Origin of the sequence: Phyllobacterium zundukense (assembly GCF_002764115.1) — a bacterium.
Lineage (GTDB): Bacteria > Pseudomonadota > Alphaproteobacteria > Rhizobiales > Rhizobiaceae > Phyllobacterium > Phyllobacterium zundukense.
Window position 1 is genome coordinate 330,137 of sequence record NZ_CP017940.1, and the last position, 23,841, is coordinate 353,977.

General features: G+C 54.9%; 20 protein-coding genes and 1 tRNA gene. 16 read left to right on the forward strand and 5 right to left on the reverse strand.

The genetic code is table 11. The features are described from left to right. From tolB to BLM14_RS01680, 10 genes are all read left to right on the forward strand, one after another. Positions 1-1,317 carry a Tol-Pal system beta propeller repeat protein TolB gene (tolB, locus tag BLM14_RS01635; RefSeq protein ID WP_099997806.1) on the forward strand — a complete coding sequence of 439 codons (1,317 nt, stop codon included), beginning with the start codon at positions 1-3 and terminating at the stop codon, positions 1,315-1,317. A gap of 232 nt (positions 1,318-1,549) precedes the next feature. Continuing rightward, the gene (gene pal / locus BLM14_RS01640) at positions 1,550-2,053 is read left to right on the forward strand and encodes a peptidoglycan-associated lipoprotein Pal (RefSeq protein ID WP_099997807.1); all 504 of its coding nucleotides are present in this window, start codon (positions 1,550-1,552) and stop codon (positions 2,051-2,053) included. Positions 2,054-2,214: 161 nt separating this feature from the next. Continuing rightward, entirely contained in the window at positions 2,215-3,216 is a 1,002-nt protein-coding gene (gene ybgF / locus BLM14_RS01645; protein WP_099997808.1) for a tol-pal system protein YbgF, read from the forward strand. Then, a complete protein-coding gene (tilS, locus tag BLM14_RS01650; RefSeq protein WP_157929466.1) occupies positions 3,197-4,570 on the forward strand; it encodes a tRNA lysidine(34) synthetase TilS in 1,374 nt (457 codons plus the stop codon). Before ybgF ends, tilS begins: the two co-directional genes overlap by 20 nt. A 95-nt stretch (positions 4,571-4,665) precedes the next feature. Continuing rightward, a complete protein-coding gene (gene ftsH, locus BLM14_RS01655) occupies positions 4,666-6,600 on the forward strand; it encodes an ATP-dependent zinc metalloprotease FtsH (protein ID WP_100000977.1) in 1,935 nt (644 codons plus the stop codon). 218 nt (positions 6,601-6,818) lie between these two features. Then, on the forward strand, positions 6,819-8,162 hold the full coding sequence (gene glmM, locus BLM14_RS01660) for a phosphoglucosamine mutase (RefSeq protein ID WP_099997810.1): 1,344 nt from the start codon (positions 6,819-6,821) through the stop codon (positions 8,160-8,162). A 224-nt stretch (positions 8,163-8,386) separates the two neighbouring features. Next, the gene (locus tag BLM14_RS01665; protein WP_099997811.1) at positions 8,387-9,163 is read left to right on the forward strand and encodes an outer membrane protein; all 777 of its coding nucleotides are present in this window, start codon (positions 8,387-8,389) and stop codon (positions 9,161-9,163) included. 207 nt (positions 9,164-9,370) lie between these two features. After that, positions 9,371-10,546, forward strand: coding sequence for a phosphoserine transaminase (locus BLM14_RS01670; protein WP_099997812.1), 1,176 nt, complete (start codon positions 9,371-9,373; stop codon positions 10,544-10,546). 76 nt (positions 10,547-10,622) lie between these two features. Then, entirely contained in the window at positions 10,623-12,218 is a 1,596-nt protein-coding gene (serA, locus tag BLM14_RS01675; protein WP_099997813.1) for a phosphoglycerate dehydrogenase, read from the forward strand. 34 nt (positions 12,219-12,252) lie between these two features. Then, a complete protein-coding gene (locus BLM14_RS01680; RefSeq protein WP_100000978.1) occupies positions 12,253-12,768 on the forward strand; it encodes a GNAT family N-acetyltransferase in 516 nt (171 codons plus the stop codon). Here BLM14_RS01680 and BLM14_RS01685 read toward each other — a convergent pair. Continuing rightward, entirely contained in the window at positions 12,746-13,657 is a 912-nt protein-coding gene (locus BLM14_RS01685; protein ID WP_099997814.1) for a DMT family transporter, read from the reverse strand. The genes BLM14_RS01680 and BLM14_RS01685 overlap by 23 nt on opposite strands. 193 nt (positions 13,658-13,850) lie before the next feature. Between BLM14_RS01685 and BLM14_RS01690 the strand changes: the two genes are divergently transcribed. Beyond that, the gene (locus BLM14_RS01690; protein WP_099997815.1) at positions 13,851-15,143 is read left to right on the forward strand and encodes an adenylosuccinate synthase; all 1,293 of its coding nucleotides are present in this window, start codon (positions 13,851-13,853) and stop codon (positions 15,141-15,143) included. A gap of 54 nt (positions 15,144-15,197) precedes the next feature. Beyond that, entirely contained in the window at positions 15,198-16,793 is a 1,596-nt protein-coding gene (locus BLM14_RS01695) for a transcriptional regulator (RefSeq protein WP_099997816.1), read from the forward strand. Positions 16,794-16,840: 47 nt separating this feature from the next. On the opposite strand, the gene rpoH is transcribed toward BLM14_RS01695, so the two are convergent. Both rpoH and BLM14_RS01705 read right to left on the reverse strand, forming a co-directional pair. Beyond that, on the reverse strand, positions 16,841-17,752 hold the full coding sequence (gene rpoH, locus BLM14_RS01700) for an RNA polymerase sigma factor RpoH (RefSeq protein WP_099997817.1): 912 nt from the start codon (positions 17,750-17,752) through the stop codon (positions 16,841-16,843). A gap of 246 nt (positions 17,753-17,998) precedes the next feature. Beyond that, the gene (locus tag BLM14_RS01705; protein WP_099997818.1) at positions 17,999-19,003 is read right to left on the reverse strand and encodes an RluA family pseudouridine synthase; all 1,005 of its coding nucleotides are present in this window, start codon (positions 19,001-19,003) and stop codon (positions 17,999-18,001) included. A gap of 55 nt (positions 19,004-19,058) precedes the next feature. Between BLM14_RS01705 and BLM14_RS01710 the strand changes: the two genes are divergently transcribed. The 3 genes from BLM14_RS01710 (at position 19,059) to BLM14_RS01720 (ending at position 20,458) form a co-directional block, all read left to right on the forward strand. Further along, complete coding sequence (locus BLM14_RS01710) at positions 19,059-19,457, forward strand: fimbrial protein (RefSeq protein ID WP_099997819.1); 399 nt, start codon at positions 19,059-19,061, stop codon at positions 19,455-19,457. A gap of 98 nt (positions 19,458-19,555) precedes the next feature. Then, positions 19,556-19,630: transfer RNA gene (locus tag BLM14_RS01715), tRNA-Glu, on the forward strand. Further along, positions 19,619-20,458, forward strand: a complete 840-nt coding sequence (locus BLM14_RS01720; protein ID WP_237143436.1) for a membrane-anchored protein — start codon at positions 19,619-19,621, stop codon at positions 20,456-20,458. Before BLM14_RS01715 ends, BLM14_RS01720 begins: the two co-directional genes overlap by 12 nt. Before the next feature lie 80 nt (positions 20,459-20,538). Here BLM14_RS01720 and BLM14_RS01725 read toward each other — a convergent pair whose 3' ends face one another. Continuing rightward, positions 20,539-21,240 carry a glycosyltransferase gene (locus tag BLM14_RS01725; protein ID WP_099997821.1) on the reverse strand — a complete coding sequence of 234 codons (702 nt, stop codon included), beginning with the start codon at positions 21,238-21,240 and terminating at the stop codon, positions 20,539-20,541. Between the two features lie 233 nt (positions 21,241-21,473). Between BLM14_RS01725 and BLM14_RS01730 the strand changes: the two genes are divergently transcribed. Beyond that, complete coding sequence (locus tag BLM14_RS01730; protein ID WP_133123887.1) at positions 21,474-22,535, forward strand: glycosyltransferase family 2 protein; 1,062 nt, start codon at positions 21,474-21,476, stop codon at positions 22,533-22,535. A gap of 4 nt (positions 22,536-22,539) precedes the next feature. On the opposite strand, the gene BLM14_RS01735 is transcribed toward BLM14_RS01730, so the two are convergent. Next, positions 22,540-23,742, reverse strand: coding sequence for an alpha-hydroxy acid oxidase (locus BLM14_RS01735; protein ID WP_100000979.1), 1,203 nt, complete (start codon positions 23,740-23,742; stop codon positions 22,540-22,542). Positions 23,743-23,841 lie beyond the last annotated feature (99 nt).

Below are 23,841 nucleotides of genomic sequence, written 5' to 3' on the forward strand. Positions count from 1 at the left end.
ATGCTAAATATACTCCGGACTTTGTGTGCAGCTTTAGCAATGGTCATCGTAACGTTGATCGTTGCGACGCTACCAGCGAAAGCCCAGCTCAAACTCGATATCACCAAAGGTGTCGTCGAGCCCATGCCCATTGCAATCACCGATTTCTTGTCCGGCGATCAGCTGGGGACCAATATTTCCAGTGTGATTGCTGCGGACCTCGAGCGATCAGGTCTGTTCGCGCCGGTCGACAAGGGCGCATTCATCGAAAAAATCTCCAATCCCGATGCGGCTCCCCGCTTTGAAGACTGGAAGGTGATCAACGCCCAGGCGCTTGTTACAGGCCGTGTAACCAAGCAGGGTGACGGCAGGTTGAAAGCTGAATTCCGCCTATGGGATACATTTGCCGGACAGCAGCTTGATGGTCAGCAATTCTTCACCTCGCCGGAAAGCTGGCGTCGCGTGGCGCATATCATTGCCGATGCCATTTACGAAAAGCTCACCGGTGAAAAAGGCTATTTCGATACGCGGGTCGTCTTCGTCGACGAATCCGGTACGAAGGAAAAACGCGTGAAGCGCTTGGCGATCATGGATCAGGACGGCGCAAATGTGCGCTACCTGACCAATGGCAAGGATCTGGTTCTGACCCCACGGTTTTCGCCGAGCAAGCAGGAAATCACTTACATGTCCTATGAGGGCGGCAAGCCGCAAATTTATCTGTTGCAGCTTGAGACAGGCCAGCGTGAGCTTGTCGGCAATTTTCCGGGCATGACCATTGCGCCGCGCTTCTCGCCCGACGGCCAGAAGGTCGTGATGAGCCTCCTGCAGGAAGATGGCAGCGCCAACGTCTACGCGATGGATTTGCGCAGCCGCACGACAACACGTCTAACGAGCACTTCCGCCATCGACACGGGCGCTTCCTATTCGCCCGATGGCAGCCAGGTTGTCTTCGAATCGGACCGCGGCGGTCGTCCACAAATCTACAAGATGGGTACCGACGGATCGAATCCGCAGCGCATCTCCTTCGGTGACGGTTCTTACTCGACACCGGTGTGGTCACCACGCGGCGACCTGATCGCGTTTACCAAACAGTCTGGCGGGCAATTCTCCATTGGCGTGATGAAGACCGATGGATCGGGTGAACGTATCCTGTCGAGCGGTTATCACGACGAAGGCCCGACCTGGGCGCCGAATGGCCGTGTGCTGATGTTCTTCCGCCAGCCGCCCGGTTCGAACAGTCCGCACCTCGTGACGGTCGATCTGACCGGACGTAATCTTCGCCAGATTCAGACCCCGAATCTGGCTTCGGATCCAGCCTGGTCGCCTTTGCTGGAATGATTTGACTGAACAGGCAATGAATTGTGTTTATTCGCGGCGGTGTTTTCCAACATCGCCGCGAATGTCGTCTTTCCGCCTCATTTTATGCCTTAAGGGTGCAACGCACGTTTTAGAGATTCGCCGTTAATCCTGGAGTTAAGAGTGGATTAACCCTGTTTCTTGAACTGGCCTTAACCTCAATATGGTTACTGCTTGTTCACCGAAACAATTCAATTCTTAAGGAGTCCAGGCTATGCGCCGCTTCGAAATGATCGCCCGCAGTCCAGTTTTCGTTGCACTCTTCATGTCTCTCGCAATTGCGGGCTGTGCTTCGAAGAAAAACATGCCTAACAGTGCCGGTGACCTTGGCCTTGCCGGCAGTGCAACACCCGGTTCCACACAGGACTTCACGGTCAATGTCGGCGATCGCATTTTCTTCGATGTCGACTCCTCGGTCATTCGTGCCGACGCACAGCAGACATTGGCCAAGCAGGCACAGTGGCTCCAGCGTTATCCGAACTATGCGATTACAGTTGAAGGCCATGCCGACGAGCGCGGCACGCGTGAATACAATCTGGCCCTTGGTCAGCGCCGTGCAGCCGCCACACGCAACTACCTGGCATCGCGTGGCGTTCCGGCCGCCCGTATCAAGACGCTGTCGTACGGCAATGAACGTCCGGTCGCTGTTTGCGACAGCGAATCGTGCTGGTCGCAGAATCGCCGCGCCATCACTGTTCTGGGCGGCGCAGGCAGCTAAGCTCGAATCGATTTTCCCGAAGAAAAAGCGGCTTTCGGGCCGCTTTTTCTGTTTCGGCTCCATCAAAACAAAATTTGGCCGAAGTCACGTTGCTCGTGTTAGATAGGCCTGCCGCGGATCACAGCGGTGTTTCAATTCCCATATCAGGGGCGGTAAAAGGAATGAACAAACGACTGAAGAAAATGGTACTGGCAATGACGGTGCTGCCTTTCCTGGCAAGCGGCGTAGGCCATGCCACAAATCTTAATAGCGGGGTTTTTCCACCTGCGCCAAAGGTGGACATTGCGTCAAGCAATGCTCCCGTCTTGATGGCGCAGGCAGGCGATCCGCGTGTCAGCCAGCTGGAAGAGCAGATCAGGCAACTCACTGGCAAGATCGAGGAGCTGAACTTCCAGCTTCTGCAGATGCAGGAGCAGATGCGGAAGGTACAGGAAGACAATGAGTTCCGGTTTGAGGAACTGGAAAAAGGCAAGCGTTCCGATGCAGGCGGCAAGACTGACCGGACCGTGGCTTCAGCAACCCATTCGCGAACAACAGCGGAGGCATCGTCCGATGCCTCCGCTGCTTCAAACCCGCCAGCGCTGGAGACCTCGCCAGACACCACAGATTCCGCTGCCATTGATCCACAGATCGATCCCAATTCCCCGCAGCTCGGCGAACCGCCGCGCGAGCTTGGACAAATCGAGTTTGATGCCAATGGCAACGTAATCGGTGGTACGAAGAACGACGATCCAGCTCAGCCAGTGGAAAATACGACCGTTGCTGCCTTGCCGCAGACTGACGATCCGAAGGCCCTTTATAGCCAGGCCTATCAACTCTTCCTGTCGGGAGACTATAAGAGCGCGGAAGTGGCATTCCGCAGCCATGTCGATCGTTTCCCGAAAGATCCCGCTGATCCGGATGCACGCTACTGGCTTGGTGAATCACTCTTTGGCCAGGGGCGGTACCAGGAAGCGGCCTCTGTGTTCCTGGACAATCACAAGCAATTTCCAGATTCCAAGAAAAGTCCTGAAAATTTGCTGAAACTCGGCATGACCCTTGCCAAGATGCGGGACCATGATGTCGCCTGCGCAACATTTGCCTCGGTTACGTCGCGCTATCCAAATATATCTGCGGCGATCAAAGACCGCGTGAAGAATGAACGTGCCGCCAATAAATGCTGAGCCGGGCCTCGATCCGGCCGGTATTTTTGATGCGATCAATTTCGACGGGCTAAAATCCGTCATCGTTGCAGTCTCTGGTGGCAGCGACTCTCTCGCCCTTTTGTATCTTCTCCTTGCGCTTCGAGGATCGCGCCAGTCTTTTCCTGAGCTCATAGCGGTGACGATTGATCATGGCCTTCGTCCGGAGTCTGCCGAAGAAGCGCGACATGTTTCGGGGCTTTGCAAAGAAGCTGGTATCCCACACCGGACCCTCAACTGGACGGGGGCAAAACCCGACACCGGCATATCCGCCAAGGCGCGCGATGTGCGTTATCGTCTCCTGTGCGACGCTGCCCGTGATGCAGGTACCGACATGATCCTTACGGGTCACACACTTGACGATCAGATTGAGACTTTTGTCATGCGGTCTGCGCGTGGGAGGGAGGGAGGAAGCGAACGCGGTTTGGCAGCGATGGCGCCGGCGACCTTGCTCGTCCGGGAAATCTGGCTGGTTCGGCCGTTGCTTGGGATATCGCGCGAGACATTGCGTGAGTATTTGCGCGGACGCGATGTTGCCTGGTGCGATGATCCGAGCAATGAGAATCCAAAGTATGAACGCGTTCAGGTTCGCAAAGCGTTGCGGGACGATGACCGGGAACAGATTCAGGTCGAAATCGGCGAAAAGATTGCGAAACGGCGCGCCTTGAATGCTAAGACTGCACAGGTTTTTCGGCATTGCGTGACAGTTGACCATGGGATCTGTGCAACGATCAGCATGGCAAATTGGGTTGAGCAGGAGGCGGATGTTCAGCGCCTTGCCATTGGTGTGCTGCTCGCAACAATAGGCGGTCAGGCCTTCCTGCCCCCGGCGGATATTTGTGACAAGGCTTTGCAGCACCTTTCATCGTCCGTTCCGCCTAGGCGAATGACAATTGCCCGTTGCATCCTTGAGTTGAAAAAGGGCAAGGCGCTGATTTATCGCGAAATGCGTTCGATGCCAGAAATGACAGTTGAGCCGAGTGAGACCGTGATCTGGGACGGTCGCTACCGGATCAGCAATTGTTCCGATAAATCGCTCAAGATCGTTGCATGCGGCGCAAAGGGGCTGCATTTCCTAAGAGAATCCGGATTACCAAATCCGCATGGTGCGTCGGTCCAGTCCAGCCCGGCTCTCATTCTCGACGGAAGGATTGTCCATGTTCGGGCACTCAACGATCACGCGAAATTGCCCAATGGGATCAGTGTGTCGCGGCACCTTGCCCTGTTCGACCATATCCTTTCAGGGTATGATGAACTTCTTGCTCAATCCGCTGCAGAACTCTTTCAGCTACATGGTTATAAGCATCCGCCTGTAAACCAGATTAACAAGAATTGACCTCAGTTTGAACGCCAGTCTTGGCAAGGCCATGCTTCGAACCTATGTTACATGTAAATTCCGCGTCATTGCGGTTGTGATTGATGGGACCCGATATGAATCCTAACTACAGGAACTTCGCACTGTGGGCGATTATCGCCTTGCTCCTGATTGCGTTGTTCAATCTTTTCCAAAGCCCCACCTCGCGCTCGGCATCGAGCGATGTTCCCTATTCGCAGTTCATAAGTGACGTGAATAGCGGGCGCGTGAAATCGGTGACGATTGCCGGTAACCGCATTACGGGCACCTATTCCGACAATGGTTCGAACTTCCAGACCTATTCTCCCGGAGATGCCGGTCTCGTTGGCCGCCTCGAAAGCAAGAATGTGCAGATCGCTGCGCGGCCGGAAACGGATGGCTCGACATCGCTCGTTGGCATGCTGATTTCCTGGCTGCCGATGATCCTTATCCTGGGTGTGTGGATATTCTTCATGCGCCAGATGCAGGGTGGTTCGCGTGGCGCCATGGGGTTCGGCAAGTCCAAGGCCAAGCTCCTGACCGAAGCGCATGGCCGCGTGACGTTCCAGGATGTGGCCGGCGTCGATGAAGCCAAGGAAGATCTCGAGGAAATCGTCGAGTTCCTGCGCGACGCACAGAAATTCCAGCGCCTTGGCGGGCGTATCCCGCGCGGTGTGTTGCTAGTTGGCCCTCCCGGTACTGGTAAGACCCTTTTGGCGCGCGCTATTGCCGGCGAAGCTAATGTACCCTTCTTCACCATTTCCGGCTCCGACTTTGTTGAAATGTTCGTTGGTGTCGGTGCGTCGCGCGTCCGTGACATGTTCGAACAGGCGAAGAAGAATGCGCCCTGCATCATCTTCATCGACGAAATCGACGCCGTCGGTCGTCATCGTGGCGCCGGCCTCGGGGGTGGCAATGACGAACGCGAGCAGACGCTGAATCAGTTGCTGGTCGAGATGGATGGCTTTGAAGCCAATGAGGGCGTCATCCTGATTGCTGCCACCAACCGTCCGGATGTGCTTGACCCCGCGTTGTTGCGTCCGGGCCGTTTCGACCGTCAGGTTGTCGTGCCTAATCCGGATGTTACCGGCCGTGAAAAGATTCTGAAGGTACATGCTCGCAACGTGCCTCTGGCTCCGAATGTCGACCTGAAAATTCTTGCGCGTGGTACGCCTGGGTTCTCGGGTGCCGATCTCATGAACCTCGTCAACGAAGCTGCCTTGATGGCTGCACGGCGAAACAAGCGCCTTGTCACCATGCTTGAGTTCGAAGATGCCAAGGACAAGATCATGATGGGTGCCGAGCGACGCTCGACAGCCATGACCCAGGCGGAGAAGGAGTTGACTGCCTATCACGAGGCTGGTCACGCCATCGTCGCACTGAATGTCGAAGTTGCCGATCCACTGCACAAGGCGACGATTATTCCACGCGGCCGTGCGCTCGGTATGGTCATGCAGTTGCCTGAGGCTGATCGTTATTCGATGAGCTATAAATGGATGATCTCGCGCCTTGCCATCATGATGGGCGGGCGTATCGCCGAAGAACTTAAATTTGGCAAGGAGAACATCACCTCTGGTGCATCATCGGATATCGAGCAGGCGACCAAACTTGCACGCGCTATGGTGACCCGTTGGGGCTTCTCGGACAAGCTCGGTCAGGTTGCCTATGGCGAGAATCAGGAAGAAGTCTTCCTCGGCCACTCCGTAGCCCGTACACAGAACGTTTCGGAAGAAACGGCGCAATTGATCGACGCTGAGGTGCGCAAGCTGATCGACGATGCCTATAACCATGCGCGGGCCATTCTGACAAAGAAGAAGAAAGAATGGATCGCCATTGCGGAAGGCCTGCTCGAATACGAGACGCTGACGGGTGAGGAAATCAAGGCGTTGATGGCTGGTGGCAAACCTGCCCGCGATCTTGGCGACGACACGCCGCCTTCGCGTGGTTCGGCAGTCCCTAAAGCAGGTTCTGCCAAGAAGCCGCGCAAGGGCGATGAACCGGACAAAGGCCTTGAGCCACAACCACAATCATGATTGTGGTGCAGTCTACAAAAACGGCCGGTGAGAACCGGCCGTTTTTGTACGAATTGTTCACGGACGGCAAGTAAGTAGAATCGTTACAAGCGTTACACAATTTGTGGGATGTGAAATTAAGGGTCTTTTGCGATAAGCAATAATCAAGCGCTAGGCACAACGAGGCTGCATTCTGGTTCTGCCAGAAGTTTAACAACCCAAAGATTTGGACAACGGATATGGCTCGCAAATATTTTGGCACTGACGGCATTCGCGGACAGGCAAATGCCTATCCGATGACACCGGATATCGCGATGAAAGTCGGCATGGCGGTTGGCCTCGCATTCAAACGCGGCGAACATCGCAACCGTGTCGTGATAGGCAAGGACACACGGCTGTCCGGCTATATGATCGAAAATGCGCTTGTCGCGGGCTTTACCTCGACTGGAATGGACGTGTTTCTCCTGGGGCCAATTCCAACGCCAGCGGTCGCGATGCTCTGCCGATCGCTCCGTGCTGACATCGGCGTGATGATTTCAGCCTCCCACAACCCTTTTCATGATAACGGCATCAAGCTTTTCGGACCGGACGGTTTCAAACTGTCCGATGACATCGAGCTCGAAATCGAACGCTTGATGGATGAGAATTTGGCGGATCGCTTGGCAAGTTCCGATGCACTTGGCCGGGCGAAGCGTGTTGACGGTGATATCTACCGCTATATCGAATTCGCCAAGCGGACGATGCCAAGGAATATCTCGCTGTCTGGGCTTAGGATCGTCGTCGATTGTGCCAATGGCGCAGCTTATAAAGTGGCGCCGGCGGCACTGTGGGAACTCGGTGCCGAGGTCGTCACAATCAATAATGAGCCCAATGGCACCAACATTAATGAGGATTGCGGCTCTACCCATCCGCTCGGCCTGATCAAAAAGGTACACGAGGTGCGGGCCGATATCGGCATTGCGCTGGATGGCGACGCTGATCGTGTGCTTATCGTTGACGAAAACGGCGCTATTATCGATGGCGATCAACTTATGGCGGTAATTGCCCAGTCATGGCAAGAGTCGGATCGTCTCGCCGGGGGTGGTATCGTTGCGACAATCATGTCGAACCTTGGTTTTGAGCGCTTCCTCGGTGATCGCGGCTTGACTCTGGCACGTACACAAGTCGGTGACCGCTATGTCGTTGAGCATATGCGCACCCATGGATTCAACGTCGGCGGCGAACAGTCCGGTCATATTGTGCTGTCTGATTTTTCGACAACAGGCGATGGCCTGGTATCGGCGCTGCAAATTCTTGCGGTGGTTCAAGAGCAGGGGAAGCCAGTCAGCGAGGTTTGCCGGAAATTCGAGCCTGTGCCGCAGCTTCTGAAGAACGTTCGCACGACTGGCGGCAAGCCGCTGGAGGACAAGAAAGTCAAGAGTGCAATCGACGAAGCACGCAACCGTTTGGGTAATACTGGCCGGTTGGTGATCCGCCCGTCAGGCACCGAACCGCTGATCCGCGTCATGGCCGAAGGCGACGACCGGAAACTGGTCGAAGCCGTTGTCAACGACATCATTTCGGTCATTTCGTCGGCTGCCTAGAGCGCCTGTACATTGAATACCTTGTTGTGAAATACAAATGGGCCCGATGCGTGCCCATTTGCTTTTGACGCTCGAATTATTATTGTTTCCTATTTTGTTAACGTTAATGGATATGGTGAAGAAATACGGTTAAGCGGGATTTAACTTTTCCCCGTCATATTGGCTCACAACCTTTAGTAGCAATCGCTGCGCTTCGATTTTTGGGCCTTGTGAGGGAAACGGAAATGAGCACTTTCAAAAACTATGCTGCTATGAGCGCAGCGCTTGTGTGCCTGGGTGCTGCCCCGGCCTATTCGGCGGATTTGCAGGAAGCCCCAATTGTGGAGGTTCAGCAGTTTGGCGGGTGGTACCTGCGTGGCGACATCGGTATGAGCAACCAGCAGTTTGACAAATTGGATTATGTCGGTTTTGCGGATCCGGTTGTTCACGGCTGGCACAATGATGGCGAGTTCGATGCCGGCATAACCGGGCAGATCGGCGTTGGCTATCAGTTCAATGACTGGTTCCGTGCCGACGTTACGGCCCAATATCGCGGCAAGACTGAGTTTAGTGCGCTCGATTTCTATGACACTGATGGTGTTGCGGGTACTGGCGATGAAGCTACGAATAATTATCATGCCAAGAAATCAGAATGGCTGTTATTGGCAAATGCCTATGCCGATCTTGGAACCTTCAGTGGCATAACGCCGTATGTCGGTGCCGGTATCGGTGCGTCGCGTAATACAATCTCAGGTTTCACTGATGATAATATCATAACCGGTGGCGGCGGCTTTGCTGGCAGTGATTCGCAATGGGAATTTGCCTGGGCGTTACACGCCGGCCTTGGCATCAAGGCGACCGATCGCATGACCATAGACCTCGGTTACAGCTATGTCGATCTTGGCGATGGCAAAACTGGTACGGCGTACAATTATGATGGCGTTGGCACACGCAATGCAGCGTTCGAGTTCAAGGACATCGTTTCGCACGATATCAAGCTGGGTGTGCGTTACGCTTTCTGATTGATCGAACACGGAAACTACGAACGGCAGGAGCACTCTCCTGCCGTTCTCGTTTGGGCCTGCCGCCACGATGCGCCCTTGTCCGCGACAAGATTTCATGTCGCACCCAAACAAATTTCTTGACTGCCAACGACATTTCTCCTAGTTCCCGGAGTGGGCCACCTCTCCCCAACGAGAGGCGTGCTATCTGTAAGGATAGGAGAAAACATGACGACGCTATCAAAGCCGGCGCAGCGCCCGGCTAACCCCAATTTTTCATCAGGTCCCTGTGCAAAACGTCCCGGATGGTCGCTCAATGCGCTTTCCGATGCGCCGCTTGGCCGCTCGCATCGTGCCAAAGTAGGCAAGGCGAAGCTCAAACAGGCGATCGATCTTACACGCGAAGTTCTGCAGGTTCCGGCCGACTACCGTATCGGTATCGTTCCTGCTTCCGATACCGGCGCCGTTGAAATGGCGCTCTGGTCGCTTCTTGGCGAGCGTGGCGTCGATATGGTTGCCTGGGAGAGCTTTGGCGCCGGCTGGGTGACCGATGTCATCAAGCAACTGAAACTCCCGGATGCCCGCACCATTGAAGCTGGATACGGCGAGTTGCCTGACCTCTCCAAGGTCGATTTCGACCGAGATGTTGTCTTCACATGGAACGGCACGACCTCGGGCGTACGTGTACCAAATGGTGATTTCATTCCGGCGGATCGCAAGGGCCTGACCATCTGCGACGCGACCTCCGCGGCCTTTGCCCAGAGGCTGGACTTCGACAAGCTCGATGTCGTGACGTTCTCCTGGCAGAAGGTGCTTGGCGGTGAGGGTGCCCATGGCATGCTGATCCTCAGCCCGCGCGCGGTTGAGCGGCTGCTGACCTACAAACCTGCTTGGCCCCTTCCGAAGATTTTTCGCCTCACTTCTGGCGGCAAACTCATCGAGGGTATTTTCTCCGGCGAGACGATCAACACGCCGTCAATGCTCTGTGTCGAGGATTATCTCGATGCCTTGAACTGGGCAAAGTCGATTGGCGGTCTTGATGGGCTGGTTGGACGCGCAAACAAGAACTTTGCCGTACTCGATGCTTTCGTTGAACGCACGCCATGGCTCGCCAATCTCGCAACGGTTCCAGCAACACGATCCAACACGTCGGTGTGCCTCACCATTGTCGATCCTGAGATCACGGCGCTCGATACAGATGCACAGGCGAATTTCGCGAAGAATCTTGTGGCTTTGCTGGAAAAGGAAGGCGTCGCTTATGACATCGGCGCTTACCGCGACGCACCTTCGGGCCTTCGCATCTGGGCGGGTGCTACAGTGGAGTCGGCTGATCTTGAAGCGTTGACGCTCTGGCTCGATTGGGCCTTCCAGTCGCAGAAGGCCGCCCTGAAACAGGCAGCCTGATTTTCTGGACAGAACGTGGCCGCGGCATTGCGGCCACTCTCATCACATTCATTTCGATTCAACGATGGAGGCCATGATGGCACCGCGCGTACTCGTATCCGATAAACTTTCCCCGATGGCCGTACAAATCTTCAAGGATCGCGGCGTGGAAGTCGACTATTTGCCTGATCTGGGCAAAGACAAGGACAAGCTTCTTGAAGTGATCGACCAGTATGATGGTCTCGCCATTCGCTCGGCCACCAAGGTCACCGAGAAACTGATCAGTGCCGCCACGAACCTGAAGGTCATTGGACGCGCCGGTATCGGCGTTGACAATGTCGATATTCCAGCTGCGTCCCGCCGCGGTATCATCGTGATGAACACCCCCTTCGGCAACTCGATTACCACCGCCGAACATGCCGTTGCCCTGATGTTCGCCGTTGCCCGCGAACTGCCGGAGGCGGATGCCTCCACCCGTGCAGGCAAGTGGGAGAAGAACCGCTTCATGGGTGTTGAAATCACCGGCAAGACCCTCGGCGTCATCGGTTGCGGTAATATCGGTTCGATCGTTGCCACGCGTGGTGTTGGGCTGAAAATGCATGTGATTGCCTTCGACCCATTCCTTTCGGAAGGCCGGGCGGAAGAACTGGGCGTCGAGAAGGTCGAGCTTGACGAGCTTCTGACGCGGGCGGATTTTATCAGCCTGCATACGCCTATGACTGACAAGACGCGCGGCATTATCAACGCCGAAGCCATTGCCAAGATGAAGGACGGTGTGCGGATTATCAACTGCGCGCGTGGCGGCTTGATCGTTGAGAAGGATCTGGTCGCGGCGCTCAAGTCGGGCAAGGTCGCTGGCGCCGGTATCGACGTGTTCGAGGTCGAGCCTGCCACAGAGAATGAACTGTTTCAGCTGGCGAATGTTGTCTGCACGCCGCATCTTGGCGCGTCCACCAGTGAAGCGCAGGAAAATGTCGCTTTGCAGGTGGCCGAACAAATGTCGGATTACCTGATCAAAGGCGCGGTTTCGAACGCGATCAACATGCCGTCTATCACGGCAGAGGAGGCGCCGCGCCTGAAGCCCTTCGTCAAGCTTGCTGAAGTTCTGGGTGCCTTTGTCGGTCAGGTTACCGAAGAACCGATCCAGGAAGTAGAGATCCTGTTCGATGGATCTACGGCAGCAATGAACACGAAGGCGCTGGTCAGCGCTACCCTTGCGGGTCTGATCCGTCCTCAGGTTGCGGATGTGAACATGGTTTCAGCGCCGATCATGGTAAAGGAACGGGGTATTATTCTCTCCGAAGTCAGGCGTGACAAGTCCGGTGTGTTCGACGGCTACATCAAGCTCACAGTGAAGACGGATTCATTGACGCGTTCGATTGCGGGCACCTGCTTCTCCGACGGCAAGCCGCGCTTTATCCAGATCAAGGGCATTAATCTCGACGCCGAGGTCGGTCAGCATATGTTGTACACGACCAACAATGACACGCCGGGCATGATTGGTCTGCTTGGAACCATTTGCGGTACGAACAATGTCAATATCGCAAATTTTGCTCTTGGCCGTGACGCTCCAGGCGGCAATGCCATTGCCATGCTCTATCTTGACGAGCGCATTCCTGAGCGTGTTCTGGAAGAATTGCGGGTTAACAAGGCGATTGTTTCAGCCAAGCCGCTGGAATTTGACATTGCTTGATCTCAAGAGTGTCTGATTGTACGGATGCCGCATGATGGCATCCGTACAAAACACAATGAACTGGCGTCTGATGGAAGCGGCCGACCTCGCTTCCGTCATCGACATGGCGGCAGTCATTCATACTGATTTTCATGAAGATGACATCGTCTATCATGAACGCCTCAGCCTTTACGGAAAAGGCTGTCTTGTTCTCGAAGGGGCAGGGAACGGACTGTTCGGTTACGCGATTACTCATCCGTGGCGTTTGTACACGATGCCCGCCCTTAACAGCGAGCTCGGTCAACTACCTGAAGAGCCAACGACCTATTATCTGCACGACATTGCCCTCCTGCCTCAGTCGCGGGGTACCGGTGCTGCGGGCAGGATTGTTTCGATTTTGGCTGGCCATGCAGCCGAATCGGGTTTTGAAACCATGTCACTTGTTGCAGTGAACGGCTCATCCGGTTTCTGGCAGAAGCAGGGATTTACGATCGTCGACCGACCAGACCTCGAAGCCAAACTGCGTACATATTCAGACGATGCTCGCTTCATGCTGCGCCAGCTTCGCTAGCGGCGGCGTGCTTGCGTCCGCTGAGTTCGGCAATCCAGATTCCGCCAAGGACGAGGATCAGGGCCATTGCGTGATAGGGACGGAAATCCTCGCCAAGGAGTGCAACCGCAAGCAACGTGCCGAAGATTGGAACTGCGTTGATAAACAGGCCAGCTCTGTTCGCGCCGATGTATTCAACACCCTTGATGAAGAGCACTTGTGCTGCAAGTGATGGCAGGATGGCAGTGTACAGCACGACCAATGTTCCAGTCGCATCCGGCGGGTTCAGTGCACCACTGCGCCACTCCCAGATCGTAAAGGGTATGGCCGTCAGAAACGCGAAGAATGTCATGACCGTCATCAGACTTTGCCAGTTGATCGCGGGCCGAAAACGCAGCGCAACCGTATATCCGCTGTAGAGAAGCACGGCGAGAAGCATCAATGCATCGCCAAAATTCACTTCCAAATTGACAAGCTGCGCAAAACTTCCATGCCCTGCAGTCAGCGCCACGCCAACGAGTGAAAGACTGAAGCCGAAAATCTGACCGGCCCGAACGGGCATGCCAAAGAGCAGCAGGTTGGCGACGAAAATGACCATAGGCATCGCTGCCTGCTCGATCGTAACATTGATCGCAGATGTGTAGTTGAGAGCGCTGTACAGTGCCATATTGAAGAACGTAAAACCGAAAGCGCCCAATGCAGCCAGCAGCCATAGATGTTTGCGCAGCACTTTCCAGTCGCGCCGAACTTGCTTCGTGCTGATCGCAGCAACGAGCAGAAAAGCCAGAAGCCAGCGCAACAAAGTCAGGAGCATGGGAGAGATGTGTCCGACTGCAAATTTGCCCGCGACCGCGTTGCCACCCCATAAAAGAGCCGTTGTCAGGAGAAAGAAATAGGCGGTGCGGTTCATGATCAGCAGTCTTTTCCAGCTGGCAAGCAAATGACCTTTGCGAATGTGGCGGACAATAGGTTTATTCAGCAAATAAAGGCAAATTGGTTCTCGAATAATCGAAAGAATGGTCGCGCTTTTCTGAACCAGCCTGTATAGAAGCACCGCATTTATGGAAAAATGCGCGACGAGGGTATGACTCGAGGAGTTTTGAATGGCAAATGTTGTTGTGATCGGTTCCCAATGGGGTGATGAGGGCAAGGGAAAGATTGTCGATTGGCTTTCCGAACGGGCCGATGTCATCGTCCGCTTTCAGGGCGGTCACAATGCGGGTCATACGCTGGTTGTCGATGGTGTAACCTATAAATTGTCGCTCCTGCCGTCGGGCGTGGTGCGACAGGGCAAGCTTTCCATTATCGGAAATGGTGTCGTGTTCGATCCGCATGCTTTCATAGCCGAAAAGAAGAAGCTTGAGGCGCAGGGTGTTGTTATTACCCCTGAAACGCTGAAAATTGCCGAAAACACGACGCTGATTCTATCCATTCATGGCGAGCTTGATCGGCGTCGCGAGGCATCCAATTCAGGCACCAAGATTGGAACGACCGGTCGCGGTATCGGCCCGGCCTATGAAGACAAGGTCGGCCGCCGGGCTATCCACGTACTTGACCTCGCCGATCCTGAGACGCTCCCGGCCAAAATCGAGCGCCTGCTCGCGCACCATAATCCGCTGCGCCGTGGTCTTGGCATCGAGGAGGTGGATGGCGCGAAGCTCCTTGCAGAGCTTAACGAAGCAGCACCACACATCCTCCCCTTCATGGACCGTGTCTGGTACGTGCTTGATCAGAAGAAACGTGCCGGCGAACGCATTCTTTTCGAAGGTGCGCAAGGCACGCTGCTCGATATCGATCACGGCACCTACCCGTTCGTGACATCGTCAAATACCGTCGCTGGACAGGCTTCAGCAGGCTCGGGCGTTGGCCCTGGCTCCCTCCACTATGTTCTTGGCATCACAAAAGCTTATACGACGCGCGTCGGCGAAGGTCCGTTCCCGACCGAACAGCAGAATGAAGTCGGACAGTTTCTCGGCGAGCGCGGCCACGAATTCGGAACAGTAACTGGACGCAAGCGTCGTTGCGGCTGGTTTGACGCGGTTCTCGTGCGCCAGGCTGTCGCCAACAACGGCATCAGCGGTATCGCACTGACCAAGCTTGACGTGTTGGACGGGCTGGATGAGATCAAGGTCTGTACAGGTTACGAGTTGGACGGGGAAGTGATCGATTACCTTCCCGCGGGGCAGGGGCAGCAGGCTCGTGTCAAACCCGTCTATGAAACTTTGGAAGGTTGGAAAGGTACGACAGCCGGCGCCCGCAGCTGGAGTGAACTTCCGGCGCAGGCGGTCAAATATGTGCGCTATGTGGAAGAATTGATCGGTGCCCCGATTGCGCTTTTGTCCACCAGCCCGGAACGCGATGATACGATACTTGTTACCGACCCGTTTCATGATTAGAGTCGCGAACACGTCTCGAGGTTAATCTCACAACAAAACCATAGGTTTGGGTGAATGGCAGATTTCGTTGCAGTATTGAGGAAGACAATTGACGGGCTTGCGGACCCGACGCCTGAGCTTCGTCAACGTGTATATGCAAAGGCTCGCGCAACGATTGAGCAGAAGCTTGCTGCGCTGAACGCGACTGAAGCGGTGGCAAAGCGTCAGGTAAAGACGCTTGAGGATGCGATCGCCGAAGTCGAGTCCGATTTCGCACCTGCTATCGAAGATATCATACCCGTGCCTGCACCAATTCCAGTGGCCGCACCCGTTCCCGTAGCGTCGCCGCCACCTGTGCCGGAACCGGTCGCTATTCCTGCAGCGCCGCCGGCGCCAGCGACCTCGACGCCATCGATGGCGCCGTCAAACCAGGCCCCATCCTTCACCAAAGTAGGTTCGCAGCCCGATGCGCTTGAGGATTTTCTAGTCAGCCACACGCCAAGCGAAGCGCAGGCCGAATTCAAAGGCGAAAACCTTCGCCAGGATGAAACAGGTAACCGTCATCGAGAAGAGAATGGTGATGATGATGCCGACATCACCAACGATGATCGCCCCTCTAGCGACTACGGCGTCTATACGCGGCGTGGGTCGCTGAAGCAGCCGGAGCAAAAGCGCTCTTTGGTGCCTTTGCTCAGCATTCTTGCCCTGCTCCTGGTCATTGCAGGAGCCGGCTATGCGGGGTGGACCTATCGCGACAAGCTTGCCGAAGAGGCAAGCGCGATGAAAAACTACCTGGCTGGCCTCTCGGGCAAGAATTCTCCGGAGCAGACAAAACAGGCTGAAACAGCAGCTAACAAACCGGCTGAACCCGTGCAGCCGGCTCAGCCCACGCCTGCCCCCTCAGCAAGTGAAACGGCAGAGCCGAAGCCGGAACCAAAACTGACGCAAAGACTTTTGCCTGACGGGCAGGAGATCAATCCCGGTCCGGCCAACGATACGCCATCGCTCGGGGAGGGCACGTCTGTCGCGTCTTCGACACCTGATCAGGCAGCAAAGCCGCCAGTCGCACAGGGCCAGCAGCAGGCTGCCGGGCAAACCCAACCACCTGCAGCACTGCCGATTGGCCAAAAAGCTTTCTTCTACGAGGAGCGCTCGGGACAGGACGCCGGTACGGCGGATGCAGGCGGCGTTGTCTGGTCAGTCGTGCAAGAGTCGCCTGGCAATGATCTCCCCCCCGAACCTGCCATTCGGGCTGAGGTCACGGTCCCCGACCGCGGTATCAATCTACGGATGATTATTCGCCGCAATGGCGATAAATCCCTTCCTGCAAGTCACCTGGTCGAGATGATTTTCACCGTTCCCGATGGATTTGCCGGGGGTTCGATTGATAACGTGTCACGCATGACGTTCAAGGATACGGAACAATCGCCCGGCAGCCCGCTCGTCGGCATTCCTGCCAAGATCGCTGACAACTTCTTCATCATCGCGATGAATGATGCGAAGACGGCAATTGATACAAACATGTCGCTGATGCGTCGTCAGTCATGGATAGACATTCCGATTGCCTATAAGACCGGTCGCCGAGCTTTGATCACGCTTGAAAAAGGGCTGCCCGGCGAGAAGGCCTTTGATGACGTGCTTAAGGCCTGGGCTGCCAAGGCCGGCGGCTAGAAAGTCAAAAAAGGCCGCATCAGCGGCCTTTTCTCTGTCATCACCAATTAGCGAGCATCAGAGCCAGTCGAAATCAGAGCTTTCTGCTGCTTTGCAGCTGCTGCTTTCACAGCGTCCTGTACCTTCTCGAAAGCCCGCACCTCGATCTGGCGAACACGCTCACGGCTGATGCCGAACTCGGTCGAAAGATCTTCAAGTGTGATCGGGTCGTCAGCCAGGCGTCGTGCCTGGAAAATACGGCGTTCGCGTTCGTTCAGAGACGACATTGCGCCGGAGAGCATTTCGCGGCGGTTTTCCAGTTCGTCCTGTTCGATCAGCATTTCTTCGGCGCTGTCATGGTCGTCGACGAGCCAATCCTGCCAGTCTCCGCCCGCTTCGCCATCGGAAGAGCGAATCGGTGCGTTTAGCGATGCATCGCCTGAAAGGCGGCGGTTCATCGAAATCACTTCGTCTTCAGAAACACTGAGACGCGTTGCTATTTCCTTGACCTGTTCAGGATTGAGGTCGCCATCATCCAGCGCCTGAATCTTGCTCTTTACCTTGCGCAGGTTGAAGAACAGGCGTTTCTGATTGGCGGTCGTACCCATCTTGACCAGGCTCCAGGAGCGCAGGACATATTCCTGGATCGATGCCTTGATCCACCACATTGCATAAGTAGCAAGGCGGAAGCCACGTTCAGGCTCAAAACGTTTGACAGCTTGCATGAGGCCGACATTGCCTTCGGAAATGACTTCGCCAATAGGCAGGCCATAGCCACGGTAACCCATCGCAATCTTGGCGACGAGCCGCAGGTGGCTTGTTACAAGTTTATGAGCCGCTTTTGGATCCGCGTGCTCAAGATACCGCTTGGCGAGCATATACTCCTCCTGCGGTTCGAGCATGGGAAAGCGTCGGATTTCTTCGAGATAGCGGGTCAGTCCACCGTCACCGCCTAGAATACTTGGAAGATTTTGGGCCACAGAGCACCCCTCCTCATTTTGGAATGGACCCCCATTATCGGCAGGCCGGCAACAATTGCCCGCCCAAGAACTTGGCGCGAACAGATTGGTGCTATCAATATATAGGTAGCATTTTGTCAAAAACACGGTGCATTAAGCGACGAAACATTGTGTCACATAAACGTGAACAATCGAGTCATGATTTAGGCATGCGTTCTTAAAATGACTCAAAGTGGATTTAGTTCCACACCTCAAGCACTTATTTCGCTAGAAGCTGCTGCTACGGAACGCCGCAAGCAATTCCGCCATGTCTTCGGGCACCGGTACTTCGAAATGCAGCACTTCGCCGGAGGATGGGTGCTCAAAGGCAAGAAGCTTGGCATGGAGGGCCTGCCGGTTGAATCCCTTGACAATGCTCTGCAGTGGCTCATCGAGCTTGTTCGCCTTGGTCTTATAGGCACTGCCATATTCCACATCGCCTACAAGCGGATGGCCGATATGAGCCAAGTGAACACGAATCTGATGCGTTCTGCCTGTTTCCAGTTGGCATTCGACCAGGGAAGCGAGTGCCGTCGCGTCTTCCTTCGCTCCGAACCGTTCCTGGACTTCGAAATGGGTAACGGCGTGGCGGGCATCGTCACGTTCTTCGTGCACGACGGCCTGCTTGGTACGATCGCGATGCGACCGGCCCAGGGGCGCATCGATCGTTCCGGTTTTGCGATCGGGCGTTCCCCAGACGATCGCGAGGTAGGCTCGCTCCAGATCACCGGTGCGCCCGTGATCGGCAAACTGGGCGCTGAGGTGGCGATGGGCAAGATCGTTCTTGGCCACGACCATAACGCCGCTCGTCTCCTTGTCTAGGCGATGCACGATGCCGGGTCGTTTGACCCCGCCGATACCTGACAGGGTGTCACCGCAATGATGGATCAATGCATTGACGAGCGTGCCAGTCCAGTTTCCGTTGCCCGGATGCACGACAAGGCCGGCAGGCTTGTTGATAACGATAAGATCGGCGTCCTCGAAGAGAATGTCGAGAGCAATTTCCTCGCCCTTGGGTGTGGCATCTTCCGGCTCCGGGATAGCGATGGTGATGCTGATGCCCTCGCGCAACTTGTGCTTGGTCTCGCGGACGGTCTTGCCGTCAACGCTGACCTGACCTTCGCTAATAAGCGACTGAATGCGGTTCCGCGACAGATCTGGCGCCAGCTGAGCAGAAAGCCAGGCATCCAGTCTTTTGCCAGAAGCTTCGTTATTGGTAATTAGCTCTTTCAAAGACCTCGTCCCTTCGTTACAGAGGCTTGGTTTCGAAACCTCGGAGATGCCATATATGGCCAATATAAACCCAGACTTGGATGGGGATGAGCAGCCTCTCGATCCGGCAATGGAGCGGGTCCGCCGCAAAATGATCCGGCTTCTGGCTGTTTCCATCGGCATTATGGTGATTGGTCTTATGGCGGTGCTTGCCGCCATTGTCTACAAGATTAACCAGCCGGTGCAGGAAGCGACTGCCCCTGTACAGTCCGAGAGTCCGGGGCAACCTCTTGGCGCGGCTCTGGAAGGTGAGGCGATAACGCTTGATCCGGGGACCCGCATCCTCTCGCATAATCTATCGGATAATACACTTTCGCTCGAAACAAGACTTGCCAACGGTACGCGGCAGATCCTGGTCTATGATGTCGCGACCAAACGCGTGGTTGCGCGTATAGCGGAAGCCGCAGGCAATTAGGTGTAGCTGAAGAGTTGAGCCGTTCAGAGCGCTGGCGACAAATCACCATTGCACTTTGCCGCTTGCTTGATTATACCCGCCTGATTGCTACCCGCGACGCGCCCATCGTCTAGCGGTCAGGACACCGCCCTCTCACGGCGGGAACAGGGGTTCGATTCCCCTTGGGCGTACCAATTTACCCGCACATGATCCAGCGCCATATACTTAAACGATCTTTTGGAAGGCTGCGCTTGATGAGGTTGCCTCGATTTGAAATCATAACCAAAATTCGCCGTTCCGTTGTTTATCGAATTTTGCGGCCGCGCGCGCCTCGGCACCCGGTTAAATTCACGGGACCAGCAGTCGTTGTCGGCTCAGCGCCGGTTTCAACGATACCCGCAGGTTTTAGCCAACATTTCCACATTGTGACCGTCAATGGATCGCAAAGCGTCCTCGACAGCTGGGATGTTGACTCACCGGATGCGACCTTCATGCAATTCAATCAGGTCGAGGGGCAAACCACCAATGCTTTGCATGTGCGCAAGGTACTGAACGGAAAGCGCACCGGGCTGCTCTATGTCGTACGCTGGCCCAAAAGTCTGGCTCTGCTCCAGAAGGGTCTCGCCGCTTTCAACTATACCTATGACGACGTGAAAGTGATCAGCCGCTTTAAACGGATGGCAATGTACGAGGCCGTAATGGGGGGCCTCAATGTCGAAATCGACGACAATATGAAATTCTCTAACGGCATTACGGGGGTCTTCTATGCCATCCTCAGTGGCGCAAAGGCTATCATCATTACTGGCATCAATCCTGATTCTTCCGGACATGTTTATAATGATGCCAATCTGAAGCGTTTGCATGCTGGCACCGACAAGCAGATCCTGCAGGCCCTTATCGATCGAGGCTATCCGCTATTCACTGCAGACGTTGAAGTCGCCAGCGCGTCCGGCCTCCCCCTATGGACCGAAGATACGTTCAAAGAATTTACCGAAAGAAGCTCCGACGCAGTATCCAGCTAACAGAGCGGATAACATAAGAGCGCCCTGCAACCTGGAGGGACACAGGGCGGCTCTCGTTTCAAATCCAGACTACCTGACGATCAAATGGTTTTCCAATCGGGATCAACCGCGCTTGCAGCGGCGCGCCATTCATCGGCGTAATCCACATTCTGCCAGTCCTTGAACCATGGCCCACCATTGGTGAAGTGGACAGCGTTCGGATAACCGTTCGCGGGTTTTTCATTCCAGCCTTCCAGCCAATTCCATTCGACCGGGATCTCGCCGATTTCGTTGTCTTGTGCCCATTGCATCCGGTGCAGATAAGCGCCGCTCTCCCGGTTGATCAGTTCCGGCGTGAGCTTACGGGTCGATGGGTGATCGCAATTGAACAGCATGAATGACGACCAGTTTTTGCGCGGGTAACTGGTTTGCACCTTACCGTCCATCTTTGTGGCTTCCTTTGGCGTGTAATCGTGTTTGACGCAGATCACCGCTTTCGATTCATCCCGATATTCGAGTAGCTTTGCCACGTCGCCGAAGAACAAGAAATCGCAATCGCAAAAAAGCGCCCACCCCTTATATCCGGCGAGCCAGGGCGTGAAAAAACGTGAATAGGTGAATTCGGTCGAGGCCAGCGGATCGATATCACGCGTATAAGCTCCTTTCTCAACGAGTTCATCCAACTTGATCGGGATTACCCGCACAGGAATGGTCGCGTGTTTCAACGCTGTGCTCTTGGCGACTTCATAAGCGACCGGTTCGCGTGAGTCCCATCCGACGTAAATATCAAGATCATTCTGCATAATGCCTCGCTTTATATTCTGAGAGTCAGGGTATGGTTTTAAACGAAATGAGGAAAAGCAAAACCCCTCATTACCGCCAAATTGCGGCACAGATACTTGCTTGCACACGAGTATAGGAGCGTGGAGTGGTCATTGGGCGACACTTGACGTTCTATGCCTGCAAGTTTAATCGGTCGGTCTCCGGGGGTCACATTGACTAAAGAACCGGCTCTCTTTCAAGGCGGGACGACCTATTGAAACGACACAAATCTTTCTTGTTCCCAAGAATGGAAATCCCGTTTCCCTACCGTTCGGATAGTCCGTCCGCCTTTCCTACAAGCAAGAGCCATTCGCTACTTACGCATTGGCGCAACTTCAACGTGAAGAAGCGGCATGCTCCGGTTCAACTATATCCGCTTCGGAAGGGTGACATTCACCCCCTTGCTCCAGCGGATATACCCCTCATTTTTCTCACGCATAACAGCATTCAGTTTCTGCCATCATTCCTAGCGCACTACCGCAAACTGGGAATAACACGATTCCTATGCGTCGATGACCAGTCCACCGACGGCACGCGCGAAAGACTCCTTAAGGAGAATGATGTCGATGTCTTCGGTTCAGAAGTCCGGTACCGTCAGGCGAATGGCGGCAATCTTTGGCGTGAGGCACTGGTCCGGATTTACGGAACAAAACGCTGGTACATGAATGTCGATTGCGACGAATATTTTATTTATGACCAGTGTGAGACGCGGAAACTACCCGAGTTAATTGCGGGATTGGAGGCCAAAGGTGTGCTGCATTGCCCGGCGCCCATGATTGATTGTTACCCGTCGGACTCCCTCAAATCCGCGGTCTTCGACGGTTCAACAGATATTATGCCTTGGCAGGTCGCCAATACATTCGACAGGCGTGGGTATCGACTCATCCGGACAAATTCAACCATGTCGATGATGGGTGGACCCCGGGACAGATTGCTGGATGATCCCGAGAATTATGACGAGCTGATGAAGTATCCGCTACTTTATGTCGAATATGATATTGCGTTTACCATCAGCATCCATAAGCCGTGGCCGTTCGATCGAAACTTCTCGCCAATTTATGGTTCGCTTTTACATTTCAAGTTTTTCAGCGAAACGGAAGATTTCGTAAAAAAGGCCATCGAAGGTGGCCAATACTTCAAAGGTTCACGCGCCTATAAGACGATGCTGGAGGCTATCACTGCTGGAAAACTCGACAACCTTACTTCGGATGTCTCCGTAAGATTCGAAGACTCGAAGCAGTTGTCGGATCTTGGTTTCTTCAAGAGCGTGTTTTAAGTTTTCACACGTCGGCCGTTCGGGTACGTTTCTTCTTGACCTCAGCCATGCGCGGTTTGGTCTCGAGACCGCTCTTGTAAAGATTGTTGCGGTCAAGATTCCTGACGTCCCGCTCGCCGCATAGAGCCATCGTAATATCAAGTTCGTTGCGGATAATCTCCAGCGCTTCCGTGACGCCCTTCTTGCCCCCCGCGCCGAGCCCGTAGAGAAATGCGCGGCCGATAAAGGTGCCTTTGGCGCCAATGGCGAGAGCCTTCAGTACATCCTGTCCGGAGCGTATGCCGCCATCGAAAAGGACTTCGATCTTGTCGCCGACCGCATCGACAATGTCGGCAAGAACAGAGATCGACGAAGGTGCGCCATCAAGCTGGCGCCCGCCGTGATTGGACACGATGATTGCATCGGCGCCCGTAGAGACCGCCATTTTCGCATCCTCGACGTCGAGGATGCCTTTGATGATCAGCTTGCCGCCCCAGCGTTCCTTGATCCAGGCAACATCGTTCCAGGAGAGGCGCGGGTCAAATTGCTCCGCTGTCCAGGTCGACAATGACGACAGATCGCCGACGCCCTTGGCATGGCCGACAATATTGCGGAACGTGCGACGCTGCGTCTTGAGCATGCCCAGGCACCATTGCGGGCGCGTGGCCATCTGCCAGATATGTTTCGGCGTGAATCTCGGCGGGGCCGAAAGACCGTTGCGAATATCCTTGTGGCGCTGCCCGAGAATTTGCAGATCGAGCGTCAGAACCAGGGCCGAACATTTGGCCGCCTTGGCGCGATCGATCAAATTGTAGATAAAATCGCGATCACGCATCACATAGAGCTGAAACCAGAACGGCTTTGTTGTTGCTGATGCCACGTCCTCAATCGAACAAATGCTCATGGTCGAAAGGGTGAAGGGCACGCCGAACTCTTCGGCGGCTTGCGCTGCCAGCATCTCGCCATCCGCATGCTGCATGCCAGTAAGGCCGGTGGGTGCAAGTGCGACGGGCATGGATACTTTCTGGCCGATCATCGTACTTTCGAGTGTCCGGTCAGTCATGTCGACGGCTACACGCTGGCGCAATTGGATCTTGCGGAAATCCTCTTCGTTGGCGCGGTAGGTGCTCTCCGTCCAAGCACCGGAATCGGCATAATCGAAGAACATTTTTGGTACGCGGCGCTGCGCGATTTTTTTCAGATCAGCAATTTCAACTGTCTTTGGCATTTTTCCGTCCCGAAGCCCTTGATCTTTGTTCTTCATACTATTGGATGCATCAACGCAAGTGCCAGAATGAAATTCCTGCTTGGCAAGCACAATCCATAT